We start from the raw sequence: 12,809 nt of genomic DNA, 5'->3' as shown, positions 1-12,809 counted from the left end.
CCTTGGATAAGCTCAATCCAGCTCGTCGTCGTCATCTTGAAAATCATCACCCAGCTCTATCCAAAAACCGATGGCAATCAAAATCAAACTGGTCAACCAAGTGGCGGTATTGCCGATGGGGCTGTTCAGGACTATCATCGCGAACGCAAAAAAACCCAGCGCACAATAGAGATTTAACCGCATCATTTGCTGTAACATATCGGCCTCCTTAGTGATATGCTTGCCTTTTTAAGTTTAATGGCTTTTGGCAAAAATGCTGGGACAGAGCTTGGCCAAAACTGAATTCAGACAAGATCACTACAGATCGGCTCATCACTATTCAGATGATTTAACTCAACCTCACATAACCTAGTTTTATAGTAAAGATTGGCAAAACATGAGCGATATATTTCAAAGTGCAGATCAGCAATTAGACACCTTGGGCCTACGCTGCCCAGAGCCGGTGATGATGATACGTAAAACCGTGCGTAAAATGGCCAGCGGCGAACTATTGTTGGTGATTGCAGACGATCCCTCAACCACCCGAGATATCCCTAGTTTTTGTCGCTTTATGGATCACACCTTGGTCGCCAGTGACATCGACGCCTCCCCTTATCGTTATCTCATCAAAAAAAGCTAACAGACAACCCGTCACGTTTTACCATGGCCTTCTCGGTTTTGGACGAGGCTCTGCTAAGTCAAAGAAATACGTCATAACGAAGGTTTGGCACAAAAATCGCTCTATAAACCCAGTGCCAGAAAAGTTATACTTGCGCGTATTTTTTTAAGAAAAGCAGCTAAGCCAATATGCAAAAATTCGATATCAAGACCTTTCAAGGCCTGATCCTTGCGTTGCAAGATTATTGGGCACGCCAAGGCTGTGTGATTGCACAGCCACTCGACATGGAAGTGGGTGCGGGTACCTTTCATCCATTAACCTTCTTACGCTCAATTGGCCCAGAGCCAATGAGCAGCGCTTATGTGCAGCCTTGCCGCCGTCCCACCGATGGCCGCTACGGTGAAAACCCAAACCGCCTGCAGCATTACTATCAATTTCAGGTGGTGCTTAAGCCTTCGCCAGATAATATCCAAGAGCTGTACCTAGATTCTTTAGAAGCGATTGGTATCGACCCTTCTATTCACGATATTCGTTTTGTTGAAGACAACTGGGAATCCCCCACCTTAGGTGCTTGGGGCCTTGGCTGGGAAATCTGGCTAAACGGCATGGAAGTGACGCAGTTTACCTACTTCCAACAAGTGGGCGGTTTAGAATGTTCTCCGGTAACGGGTGAAATCACCTATGGTTTAGAGCGTCTGGCCATGTACGTACAAGGCGTTGATAGCGTTTACGATCTGGTTTGGACCGATGGCCCTATGGGTCGCGTGACTTACGGCGATATCTTCCATCAAAATGAAGTTGAACAATCCACCTTCAACTTTGAACATGCCGATGTAGACGCCTTATTTGCCGCTTTTGACCAATGTGAGCAAGAAAGTCACGCGCTGATCGAAAAAGGACTGCCGCTACCTGCTTATGAAAAAGTGATGAAAGCATCGCACTATTTCAACCTGCTGGATGCCCGCCATGCTATTTCGGTGACCGAGCGCCAACGTTACATTTTACGTGTGCGTACCCTATCTAAAGCGGTAGCAGAAGCTTATTACGCGGCGCGTGAAGAGCTAGGTTTCCCACTTTGTAAAGAGCAGGCGTAGAGGAAGACATGGAAAATTTATTAATTGAAATTGGTACTGAAGAATTACCACCAAAATCACTGCGCACCCTAGCCGAGGCCTTTGCCGCTAATTTTGAAGCAGAGTTAAGCACAGCCGAGCTGGCCCACCAAGGTGTCCGCTGGTTAGCTTCACCTCGTCGTTTGGCTCTCGTGGTTAGCCAATTGCAAGCCGCACAAGCAGACAAGATCGTTGAAAAACGCGGCCCTGCGGTCAGTGCTGCATTTGATGGCGATGGCAATCCAACTAAAGCAGCCCAAGGTTGGGCGCGCTCCAATGGCATTACGGTTGAACAAGCCGAGCGTTTAGTCACCGATAAAGGTGAATGGCTGCTACACAAATCAGAAGTAAAAGGCCAGCCTGTTGCCGCACTCATTCCTGCGATTGCTGCCAGCGCATTAGCTAAGCTGCCAATTCCTAAGCCGATGCGTTGGGGTGCCAAGCCAACTCAGTTTATTCGCCCAGTGCACACGGTCACCATGCTGTACGGCAGTGAGCTGATTCAAGGTGAATTACTTGGTATCGAATCTGATCGCGTGATCCGCGGCCACCGCTTCTTAGGTGAAGGCGAAATGACCATTAGCCATGCCGATGAATACGAAAACCTACTCGACATGAAAGGTAAGGTGATTGTTGACTACCAACGCCGTAAAGATGCCATTCGCGAGCAAGTAAATGCCGTGGCTGCCCATGAAAATGGGGTTGCCGACATCGATGACGACCTTTTAGAAGAAGTTAACTCCTTGGTAGAGTGGCCAGTGACCATGGTCGGTTCATTTGAGGAAAAATTCCTTGAAGTGCCTTCGGAAGCGCTGATCTACACCATGAAAGATAATCAGAAGTACTTCCCTGTATTGGATAAAGACGGCAATCTAATGCCACGTTTTATCTTTGTCTCTAACATTGTTAGCCGCGATCCAAAACAAGTGGTTGATGGTAATGAGAAGGTAGTCCGTCCTCGTCTAGCCGATGCGGAATTTTTCTTTAATACCGATAAGAAGAAAACCCTTGAAAGCCGCCTTGACTCGCTGGCGACCGTGTTGTTCCAAAAGCAGCTAGGGACACTTAAAGAGAAATCTGAACGTATTGCTGATTTAGCCAAAGTGATTGCTGAGCAAATTGGCGCAGATAGCACCCATGCGCAACGTGCTGGCTTACTGTCTAAAACCGATTTGATGACCGAAATGGTCATGGAATTCCCAGACGTTCAAGGCGTCATGGGGATGTACTACGCCAAGCACGACGGCGAAGCCAATGAAGTCGCTCAAGCACTTAATGAGCAATACATGCCGCGTTTCTCTGGTGATCAGCTGCCTAACTCGTTAATCGCGTGTGCCGTTGCGCTCGCTGACAAGTTGGACTCACTCGTAGGTATCTTTGGCATCGGCCAAACACCTAAAGGCGATAAAGACCCATTCGCATTACGCCGCGCCGCCATTGGTGTGCTACGTATTATCGTAGAGAAAGACCTGCCGCTGGATCTGACCGACTTAGTCACTGCAAGCGCTAAACTCTACGGTGATAAGCTCAGTAATGACAATGTGGCCGTAGATGTGGTTGATTTTGTACTCGGTCGTTTCCGCGCTTGGTATCAAGAAGCCGGTGTAGAAGTAGACGTGATCCAAGCAGTGCTAGCGAACCGCCCAACTAAACCAGCCGATTTTGATAAGCGTGTTAAAGCCGTGAGCCACTTCCGCAGCTTAGAGGCGGCGGCAGCATTGGCAGCAGCTAATAAACGTGTGGGTAACATTCTGGCTAAGAATGACGTGACTTCGGGTGGCCAGGTCAACCCTGAGCTACTGCAAGAAGCAGCCGAGCAAGCGTTGGCAAGTCAAGTTGCCGCTTTAAGCGAGAGCTTGAGCCCAGTGTTTGCTAAAGGTGATTATCAAACAGCCCTAACCGAGCTCGCTAGCCTACGTGAAAGCGTCGATGCCTTCTTTGACTCGGTGATGGTCATGGCGGATGACGAAGCGCTAAAACAAAACCGTTTAGCACTACTCACCCAGCTACGCGGCCTGTTTTTACAGATTGCAGATATTTCGCTATTACAAGGCTAAGTTAAGCCCATCTAGCCCCTTAAAAGCCCGATCTCCGTATCGGGTTTTTTTATGTCATTTTAATAGCATAGATTATACTCAGCAGCTATTGTGTTTATCACCAGTATAGGCATTTTCGTCTAGCACCTAAGGAGAACATCATGATTGAAGTTGGCCATAAATTACCCGAAGCCACCTTTTCGCTACTGACCGAACAAGGCGTAACCAACCCGACCACGGAGGAATTATTTGCTGGCAAAACGGTCGTGCTTTTTGCTGTGCCGGGTGCTTTTACACCGACCTGCTCCGAAGCGCATTTGCCTGGCTACGTGGTATTAGCCGATCAATTTAAAGCCAAGGGCGTAGACAGCCTTATTTGTTTATCCGTTAATGACGCCTTTGTGATGCAGGCGTGGGGTGAAGCGCAAAACGCCAATGAGATTGTCATGCTGGCCGATGGTGATGGCAGCTTTACCCGTGCCATTGGCTTGGAAATGGATACGGGGCAATTTGGCGGCACACGCTCACAACGTTACGCCATGCTGGTAAAAGACGGTGTTGTCACCGCACTGAACGTTGAGCCCGCCAAATCTTTCGGCGCATCAAGTGCCGAAACCATGCTTGAGTTGGTTTAAATCCATTTAGCAGCGCTTCGCGCGCTGCTTTAATTGGCTTAATAAGTCCAGCTCTCTACCTTATCATCTATAAACTTTACCTTCAGCTTAGCGCCATTCACCGTCCAAATACGAGTAATACTGCTTTCAGATAACAAGGCTAATGGATCAACCAGAAAAGCTTCAGCAAAGCCACCAAATAACTGCTCTACCTCGGTTAATGACATCCCCTTAACTAAGGTCTCAGGCTTAGAGTTAACCTTTTTTGTCGAAGCCTGTTGAGTTGCTTGACCAAGACAAGGCAACCTATCTGCCTGCCACTGACCATTTTTGTTTATCAGTAGCGTCTCATCTTTGCTCACTCGCTGATAGTTTTGCTCACAGCTCCACTCAACTCGAGCACGACTTTGAGATACCCATTTGACGCTGAACGGTTTAGATATCAAGCCATTTTTGCAAACACTCACCAGAGGCGTTAGATCTTTCACCCCGGTAAATTGCCCTTGTCTATTTTTAACAGTTAACTTGCCAATATACAGTTCATGCTCACAAGAATGATCGCCAGAAGTAAACATGGCCCAGCCCGCATTTGGTGATATGCCGCCATCAATAAGCAGGCCATCGAGCGTATATTTATAGCCTTTGGTATGGTGTATCAGCTCCTGCCAACGCCATTCCCCACCACTGCCTTCCACCATGTGCATGTCATTTTTCGCATCATAGCCCATGTACTTATAAGTTCTATGAGTATCAAACTCAGAAGGCTTATCGACATAGCGCACCTTGCCCTTCGCGGTTGGAATGGTGAGTGTATGCTGGCTGCGGGTAAAATTCTTATTACCCGTAGTAAGCAAACAGTTTTCAATACCTTGCTGCATTAACTCAGCTAAGTCATCCCTATCAACCGTCGACAATGGATAAGGACATTGTGCCGGGTTAGATTCAGGGGAAGCAGTAGAAAAGGCATGAGTTGAACAGACTAATGCAAGGCCAATCACGCAACGAAGCTTAAACATAGGACATCCTTGTTTTATTTTTTGTTGACCTACTTCTACAATAACAAGCGCCATTGGTAAAGATAATTCAATCAATAGCAGCCACATAAAGCTATTCATATAAGCTAGGTTACGGCAAGTTAGGCCCTCTTGCTTGATTATCAACTAAACATCATAATGCGGTCAGTGCATTTTATTTAACATTAGGGTAACCAATGTCTGACAACTTTTTATTATTTGATGTCGAAGACCGTGAGGGTATCACTCACAAAGTCCTACCGCTGTTTGAAGAAGATATTTTACCTAAAGCATGGACTGCCGATGACCCAGCTCAGTTCAACCCTGATAGCCGTGTTTATGCTTATGTGAGCGATCAACATGTGCCAGCCATCATGGAAGCCGCGATAGCCGGAGGCTGGCAATTAGCTATCCTACCGCATCCTAACGCAAGTTACGCTAGACGCGGTTTTTGCCTCGAAGGCAACCTTGAAAAGGCAGTCAAAGCGGCACAACAAGCCAAGCCGAGAAAAGTGGATATTTTACGCTGTAATAGTGAAATAGTGCTTAGCTCTGTGGTATTGGGCCATGGCTTTAGTTTGCGTCCGGGTGGGCAAAGTAATGTGTGGCAAGAACGGCTTGAAAAGGCATTGCATAACATTCGCCATGTTAATGATTTTTTGCCTAAACGCCTTACCTTCACCACCGCCAATGACAGCAGTTTTAGCACCGCAGCTGTGGGGGTCGTCGTCGTCGAGCACGCACATGGGTCGATGCTTTCACGAAATATCTTAACAGACAGCCACCCTAATGATGGTATGCACCATGCGATGATTTTGGCGCCCCGTAGCGTGATGGAGATCCTTAGCTTCTTTATCAAAGCCTCTTTTAACCGAGTGATGAAGCAGCCCGATTTTCTTGGCTTGGTAAAAACAAAGACCCTGACCATCACAAATAATCACACCCTTGAATATGAAATTGATAGCCGCAAAGTCTCGGCTGATGAGTTAGTGATTGATACTGAACCGCGCTGTTTAAGTTTATTAGTAGGGGATTCGCTTCCCATTGTCGATTGCGCACAAAGCAGTAAAGAACAACGTAAGGTGGCCCGCTTACCGGCTGGTGAAGCCATTAACGCGATGGCGGCTAAACCCCTGTCTTGGATTGCCCACGCTGCCCCTGAAGAGTTTAAAGATCTGTATCAGTTGCTACGCGAAAATGCCACGGCTTCACCCGCCTTTTTAACCTTAATGGTGTTATCCACCCTGTTGGCGAGCATAGGTTTATATGCCAGCTCAGCCCCCGTAATTATCGGTGCCATGATACTTGCCCCCTTAATGGCACCGATCATTTCCTTATCCATGGCGCTGACACGGCAAGACCCCAATTTAATGATGGCCAGTTCAAAAACCCTCACTACAGGCTTATGTATGGCGTTACTGTTCTCCGCTACCGCCAGCTTCATTATGCCGATGGAAGTGATCACCAATGAAATTGCAGCTCGACTGAGCCCCAACTTGCTTGATTTAGGCGTGGCTGCTATCTCAGGTATCGCCGGTGCTTATGCTCACGCCCGCATTGATGCAGCTAAAAGTTTAGCCGGGGTAGCTATCGCAGTAGCCTTGGTGCCGCCGTTAGCGGTCACCGGAATAGGTCTAGGCTGGCTCGATTGGCATGTCGCTTGGGGCGCATTCCTACTGTTCTTAACTAACTTAGCGGGCATCGTGTTTGCCGCCTCATTAACGTTTTTAGCCTTGGGCTTTGCGCCCTTTACTCGCGCCAAAAAAGGGTTGAGTGTTGCCCTCATCGCAGTGGCCCTAGTCAGCATCCCTCTGGTATTTAGCTTTATGCGGTTATCGGATGAAGCCAATATCGTGCGTGATCTTGAGGGTGAGCAAATCGGCAGCGTTATCTTGCGCCATGTTCAAGCTCGAGCGGTAGAGCCCGTTGAACTCTCGTTGCAAATTGTCACTCCTGCTGCATTAACAGGGGCGGATCTGGATACCATTAAAGACGTGGTAGAAGGTAAGCTAAAACGCGATGTGATTATGGAGGCTCAGGTCGTCATCCGCCGCGAATAGGCGTCATTGGGAGCACTAGGTTGTGCTCCCATATTGCTTTTTACGCCGTCAATAAGCGACGTGCTGCGTCGACCACAACACTAATTGCCCGCTGCTCAGTGCCTTTCATTTGCGATTCATCAGGGATCTCTTGTTGTGTACGGTTAATAATAACCCCTGCCACACAGCCCGATTTTAAACCTTGGCTAGCACACATGGTAAACAAGGTCGCTGACTCCATCTCAAAGTTTAACACACCCATTTGTTGCCATTCTTCCATCGAGCCTTGGAAACGTTTAACCACTCGGCCTGAAAAGGTATCGTAGCGCTCTTGACCTGGATAGAAGGTATCACTTGAGGCGGTCACGCCCACATGAACGTCTGCACCCGATGCTTTTGCCGCTGCCACCATCGCAGTGGCCACATCAAAGTCTGGCACAGCTGGGAATTCCATCGGCGCAAAATGCGAACTAGCACCATCTAACCGCACCGCACCACTCGTAACGATAACATCCCCAACATTAATATGGGGTTGAATAGCGCCTGTTGTACCTATGCGTAAAAAGGTTCGTACGCCAATTTGCGCCAACTCTTCAACGGCGATAGACGTTGACGGCCCACCAATGCCCGTAGAACACACGACCACACTATGCCCATCTATCTTAGCGAGGTAAATGGTGTATTCTCTATGTGAAGCGAGGAACTTGGCTTGTTCCATCAAGTTTGCAATACGTTCAACGCGCGCAGGATCGCCCGGTATAATGGCTAAGGTTGCCCCTTCAATATCTGCCGCATTAATACCTAAGTGGAATACATTTTCTGTGCTCATGGTTGTTCTCCAAGCCATCTATTCAAAACACCAATTTACTTAAATCATAGCGCCCCATTTGTTCTTGGGATCACAAATTTTAGTTCGCTGCATGTGATTTATTGGATATGAACCAAACGTGTTGATTTAGGTTGAGTCCAAAATATAGCCCCCTTCACGCCACCAATAATGATCCTCAACCGAGCCCTATTCCAACTACACTCTGCTCACAATCAGCAGGTGTTCTATTAACTAGCCTCAGCCCGATATCAAAGTGTTTCACGTGAAACATCATTTTGAAGTCTGTTTTGCCATAGGCTTAGACAACCTGAAATGGTCACTTCAGCCAAGTGCCAGCGCCATAATTCAACATGACAATGTTGCCATTTTCCGCTATCTTCACTGCTCGATTTTTCCGTAGTGATGACTCGCTATATTAGATAGCTTATTCAGTAGGTTTGAAAAATGTCTTTCTCTTCCTTTGGTAACAAGTTTACCCGCCATTCAGGCATAACCCAGTTAATGGATGACCTCAATGAAGGTATCCGCGGTGGCGACGATATCCTCATGCTCGGTGGCGGCAATCCTGCCTCGATTCCTGAAATTGAAGCAAAGTTCAAACACAAGCTGGACGAGCTCAATCAATCAGGAGCCTTGATTGATGCCCTAGGTAACTATGATGGACCACAGGGGAAGGATACCTTTCTCGATGCTTTAGCCACCCTGTTTCGTGAAACTTACGGCTGGGATATCAGTAAGAAAAATATCGCGCTAACGAACGGCAGTCAAAATGCCTTCTTCTATTTATTTAATTTGTTTGCTGGTAAATACCACGATGGCCGCCACAAGAAGGTCCTGTTCCCGCTAGCGCCTGAATACATTGGCTATGCTGATGCAACCTTGGACGACGAAGTATTTGTCGCTGCCAAACCCAGTATCGAAGAACTGGATGGGGGCTTATTTAAATATCATGTTGATTTTGACCATTTAGAAGTGGGTGATGACATAGGCCTGATCTGTGTGTCTCGCCCTACCAACCCAACCGGTAATGTGGTCACAGATGAAGAGCTTCAAAGACTGGATGTCATCGCACGAGAAAAAGGCATCCCCTTAATCATAGATAATGCGTATGGTACCCCATTTCCAAATATCATTTTTGCCGACGTCAACCCCATATGGAACGACAACATTATCTTGTGCTTAAGCTTGTCAAAGCTAGGTTTACCCGGCGCACGCTGCGGCATTGTCATTGCCAATGAACAAACCATCACCGCCCTATCTAACTTATCTGGCATCATTGCCTTATCACCCGGAAGCATAGGCCCTGAGCTCGCTTTACCTTTTATACAAGATAAGTCCATTATCGAGATGAGCGAGCAAATCGTTAAGCCGTTTTACCAGCAACGAGCGGAACATGCAGTTAGTCTCTTGCAGGAACAAATAGCTGTTCCCGGGTTTCGTATTCACAAACCAGAAGGCGCCATTTTTCTTTGGTTATGGTTTAAGGACCTGCCGGTAACTTGTGAGGAGCTGTACCAAAGACTCAAGCAAAAGGGGGTTTTAGTCGTACCTGGCCACTACTTCTTCCCAGGCTTAGAGCAAGAATGGCAACACACTCATGAGTGTATTCGGATGAATTACTCACAAAAACCAGAAGATGTCGAAAAGGGCATTGCTATTATTGCGAGTGAAGTTAATGCTATTTATGCCGAGCATAATCGCTAACCTCTATTCTTACCCAAACTCTTGAATTATTAAATAATGATGCCACCTAACCACAGTGGCATTATCTTTACCACGCAGCCCATCCCTGTGGGAGGCGAGCTTGCTCGGCGAATATGACTGACTCCAGCTTACCAGCACATTTATCCCCCTTCCTTCTGTAATAGTCAAACCCTCAGCGAATAGCACCGATTCAAGTTTATAAGCTCCATTTGCAGAGCAAGTTTAGGAAATACTGCGAAACTACCCTACACGCTTAACCAATAGAAAGGTTAACTAAGACCCGCTTTGTTTAAGGTAATGACCAACGAGATAACGTATATATGTGTCGCGATTTCACTTTCAGGAATTTATGTTTCACGTGAAACATAAATAAAAAAGGCCAAACAACTGACTGTTTGGCCTCTTACTCATCTCCACTTTTATGGTGGGATTACACGTCTAAGTTAGCCACTTTCATCGCATTAGACTCAATGAAAGCGCGACGAGGTTCAACTTGGTCACCCATTAGGGTTGTAAACAATTGATCCGCACCGACCGCATCTTCAATTTTAACTTGAAGCATACGTCTATTCTCAGGGTCCATGGTGGTTTCCCATAATTGCTCAGGGTTCATCTCACCTAGCCCTTTATAACGCTGAATGTATAAGCCACGCTTAGATTCTTTCATCAACCATTCTAATGCTTGTTCAAATGAGCTCACCGGCTGAACACGCTCGCCTCGCTTAACAAATGCCCCCTCTTCTAATAAATTAGAAAGAGTTTGGCCAAGGGCAGTGATTTGCTGATATTCATTAGATGAGAAGAAGTCATAACCGAATTCATAATCTTTATCTAGGCCGTGAAGACGAACCGTTACAACGGGTACATAAACATCATTCTCGGTATCTTTGATAACCTTATGGCTGTAAATGGCACCGCTGACTTCTTCATCATTCAGCTGGTCTATGATTAAGCTGATCCAAGCTTCAACCTTTTCTTCATCTGCTAAATCAGCCAAAGAAAGTGCGTCGGTATAGACCAATTTTTCCATCGCTACCGCTGGGTATAAACGGGAAAAACGGCTGATCATGTGATTAACGCTACGGTACTGGTTAACAATTTTTTCTAGGTTTTCGCCACCGATACCAGGTGCATCAGCATTAACATGCAAGCTTGAGTTATCAAGGGCCATGCTCGTAAGGTAACTTTCTAGCGCGCCTTCATCTTTAACATAGCTTTCTTGTTTGCCTTTTTTCACCTTATATAAGGGGGGTTGAGCAATATAGATATAGCCACGTTCAATCACTTCTGGCATTTGGCGATAAAAGAAGGTCAACAGCAAGGTACGAATATGCGAGCCGTCGACGTCAGCATCGGTCATGATAACAATACGATGATAGCGCGTTTTATCAGGGTTATATTCATCACGGCCAATACCACAGCCCATAGCCGTGATCAGGGTGGCGACCTCTTGTGATGAAAGCATCTTATCAAATCGCGCTTTTTCAACGTTTAATATCTTACCCTTTAGCGGCAAAATCGCTTGGGTTTTACGATCACGCCCTTGCTTAGCACTGCCACCCGCAGAGTCACCCTCCACTATGTAGAGTTCAGATAAGGCCGGATCTTTTTCCGAACAGTCTGCTAACTTACCCGGTAAACCTGCAATATCTAGCGCCCCTTTACGACGGGTCATTTCACGCGCTTTACGTGCCGCTTCACGAGCACGGGCCGCATCAACAATTTTGTTAACGACGGTTTTTGCGTCATTCGGGTTTTCTAATAAAAATTCTGATAGCTTTTCACCCATGGTTTGTTCAACCGCAGGCTTAACTTCAGACGAAACCAGCTTATCTTTCGTTTGCGATGAGAACTTAGGATCAGGCACTTTAACCGATACCACAGCGGTTAACCCTTCACGGGCATCGTCACCACTGGTATTAGTTTTGCCTTTCTTATTAAACCCTTCGGCTTCCATGTAGTTATTCAGTGTACGTGTCAGCGCACCACGGAAACCAGCCAAGTGAGCCCCACCGTCACGCTGAGGAATATTGTTCGTAAAACAGAAAATATTTTCTTGGAAACCATCGTTCCATTGCATCGCAACTTCTACCGCAATGCCATCTTCACGCTCGTGTGAAAAGTGGAATACTTTTTCATGAACCGGTGTTTTATTGGTATTGAGGTATTGAACGAAGGCTTGAACCCCACCTTCGTAGCAGAAGTGATCTTGCTTGTCTTCTTCACGTTCATCGCGAAGAATAATTGACACGCCTGAGTTTAAAAACGACAGCTCACGTAAGCGCTTAGCTAAGATATCGTAGTGAAACTCAACATCACTAAACACGTCAGGGCTAGGCCAAAAGCGAATTTCAGTACCCGTTTTTTCGGTTTCGCCTTTTGCTTCTAAAGCCGCTTCTGGCACACCTAAATGATAGATCTGCTCATGAACGCGGCCGTGACGCTTGATCCGAATCTTGAGTTTATCTGACAGCGCATTAACTACCGATACACCCACACCATGTAGGCCACCTGATACCTTATACGAGTTATCATCGAACTTACCGCCTGCGTGCAGTACCGTCATGATAACTTCGGCGGCCGAAACCCCCTCTTCTTCATGGATATCAACAGGAATACCGCGACCATCATCTTTAACCGACACAGAGCCGTCTAAATGAATGGTGACGACTATATCTTTACAGTGGCCAGCTAAGGCTTCATCGATGGAGTTGTCCACCACTTCGAATACCATGTGGTGCAAACCTGAACCATCATCGGTATCACCAATATACATGCCCGGACGCTTTCTTACCGCATCCAAGCCTTTTAACACCTTAATACTCGACGAGTCGTAAGAGTTCTCTGACATACCAAGATCTCAC

10 protein-coding genes are annotated in these 12,809 nt (G+C 46.7%); 6 read left to right on the top strand and 4 right to left on the bottom strand.

Translation table 11 applies throughout. From position 1 onward, the window contains the following. Nucleotides 1–12 precede the first annotated feature (12 nt). Nucleotides 13–198: a hypothetical protein gene (locus K6Y21_RS16405; RefSeq protein WP_233072973.1), complete on the bottom strand. Its 186-nt coding sequence runs from the start codon at nucleotides 196–198 to the stop codon at nucleotides 13–15. 178 nt (nucleotides 199–376) lie between these two features. Between K6Y21_RS16405 and tusA the strand changes: the two genes are divergently transcribed. From tusA to K6Y21_RS16385, 4 genes are all read left to right on the top strand, one after another. Next, entirely contained in the window at nucleotides 377–619 is a 243-nt protein-coding gene (tusA, locus tag K6Y21_RS16400) for a sulfurtransferase TusA (protein WP_233072972.1), read from the top strand. Nucleotides 620–786: 167 nt separating this feature from the next. Beyond that, nucleotides 787–1,692 carry a glycine--tRNA ligase subunit alpha gene (gene glyQ, locus K6Y21_RS16395; RefSeq protein WP_233072971.1) on the top strand — a complete coding sequence of 302 codons (906 nt, stop codon included), beginning with the start codon at nucleotides 787–789 and terminating at the stop codon, nucleotides 1,690–1,692. A gap of 8 nt (nucleotides 1,693–1,700) precedes the next feature. After that, nucleotides 1,701–3,767, top strand: a complete 2,067-nt coding sequence (gene glyS / locus K6Y21_RS16390; protein WP_233072970.1) for a glycine--tRNA ligase subunit beta — start codon at nucleotides 1,701–1,703, stop codon at nucleotides 3,765–3,767. A 140-nt stretch (nucleotides 3,768–3,907) separates the two neighbouring features. Then, the gene (locus tag K6Y21_RS16385; RefSeq protein WP_233072969.1) at nucleotides 3,908–4,381 is read left to right on the top strand and encodes a peroxiredoxin; all 474 of its coding nucleotides are present in this window, start codon (nucleotides 3,908–3,910) and stop codon (nucleotides 4,379–4,381) included. A gap of 38 nt (nucleotides 4,382–4,419) precedes the next feature. Here K6Y21_RS16385 and K6Y21_RS16380 read toward each other — a convergent pair whose 3' ends face one another. Beyond that, the gene (locus K6Y21_RS16380) at nucleotides 4,420–5,376 is read right to left on the bottom strand and encodes a hypothetical protein (RefSeq protein WP_233072968.1); all 957 of its coding nucleotides are present in this window, start codon (nucleotides 5,374–5,376) and stop codon (nucleotides 4,420–4,422) included. Nucleotides 5,377–5,570: 194 nt separating this feature from the next. Between K6Y21_RS16380 and K6Y21_RS16375 the strand changes: the two genes are divergently transcribed. Beyond that, on the top strand, nucleotides 5,571–7,433 hold the full coding sequence (locus K6Y21_RS16375; protein ID WP_233072967.1) for a TIGR00341 family protein: 1,863 nt from the start codon (nucleotides 5,571–5,573) through the stop codon (nucleotides 7,431–7,433). Nucleotides 7,434–7,473: 40 nt separating this feature from the next. Here the strand turns inward: K6Y21_RS16375 and udp are convergent, their stop codons facing one another. Next, nucleotides 7,474–8,241: a uridine phosphorylase gene (gene udp, locus K6Y21_RS16370; RefSeq protein ID WP_233072966.1), complete on the bottom strand. Its 768-nt coding sequence runs from the start codon at nucleotides 8,239–8,241 to the stop codon at nucleotides 7,474–7,476. Between the two features lie 444 nt (nucleotides 8,242–8,685). Here udp and K6Y21_RS16365 point away from each other — a divergent pair, with 444 nt between their 5' ends. Continuing rightward, on the top strand, nucleotides 8,686–9,945 hold the full coding sequence (locus K6Y21_RS16365) for a valine--pyruvate transaminase (RefSeq protein WP_233072965.1): 1,260 nt from the start codon (nucleotides 8,686–8,688) through the stop codon (nucleotides 9,943–9,945). 430 nt (nucleotides 9,946–10,375) lie between these two features. On the opposite strand, the gene gyrB is transcribed toward K6Y21_RS16365, so the two are convergent. Beyond that, the gene (gyrB, locus tag K6Y21_RS16360) at nucleotides 10,376–12,796 is read right to left on the bottom strand and encodes a DNA topoisomerase (ATP-hydrolyzing) subunit B (protein WP_233072964.1); all 2,421 of its coding nucleotides are present in this window, start codon (nucleotides 12,794–12,796) and stop codon (nucleotides 10,376–10,378) included. Nucleotides 12,797–12,809: the final 13 nt, after the last annotated feature.

The sequence above is a fragment of the Motilimonas eburnea genome (assembly GCF_021295345.1).
Classification (GTDB): Bacteria; Pseudomonadota; Gammaproteobacteria; order Enterobacterales; family CBDFNC01; genus Motilimonas; species Motilimonas eburnea.
Note: the sequence above shows the minus strand (reverse complement) of the source record. Positions and strands in the feature narration are given on the sequence as shown.

Excerpts from the sequence above, each read along its gene's own strand:
- glyS (WP_233072970.1), top strand. The coding sequence starts at position 1,701 with ATGGAAAATTTATTAATTGAAATTGGTACTGAAGAATTACCACCAAAA.
- glyQ (WP_233072971.1), top strand. The coding sequence starts at position 787 with ATGCAAAAATTCGATATCAAGACCTTTCAAGGCCTGATCCTTGCGTTG.
- K6Y21_RS16385 (WP_233072969.1), top strand. The coding sequence starts at position 3,908 with ATGATTGAAGTTGGCCATAAATTACCCGAAGCCACCTTTTCGCTACTG.
- gyrB (WP_233072964.1), bottom strand. The coding sequence starts at position 12,796 with ATGTCAGAGAACTCTTACGACTCGTCGAGTATTAAGGTGTTAAAAGGC.
- tusA (WP_233072972.1), top strand. The coding sequence starts at position 377 with ATGAGCGATATATTTCAAAGTGCAGATCAGCAATTAGACACCTTGGGC.
- K6Y21_RS16365 (WP_233072965.1), top strand. The coding sequence starts at position 8,686 with ATGTCTTTCTCTTCCTTTGGTAACAAGTTTACCCGCCATTCAGGCATA.
- udp (WP_233072966.1), bottom strand. The coding sequence starts at position 8,241 with ATGAGCACAGAAAATGTATTCCACTTAGGTATTAATGCGGCAGATATT.
- K6Y21_RS16380 (WP_233072968.1), bottom strand. The coding sequence starts at position 5,376 with ATGTTTAAGCTTCGTTGCGTGATTGGCCTTGCATTAGTCTGTTCAACT.
- K6Y21_RS16375 (WP_233072967.1), top strand. The coding sequence starts at position 5,571 with ATGTCTGACAACTTTTTATTATTTGATGTCGAAGACCGTGAGGGTATC.
- K6Y21_RS16405 (WP_233072973.1), bottom strand. The coding sequence starts at position 198 with ATGTTACAGCAAATGATGCGGTTAAATCTCTATTGTGCGCTGGGTTTT.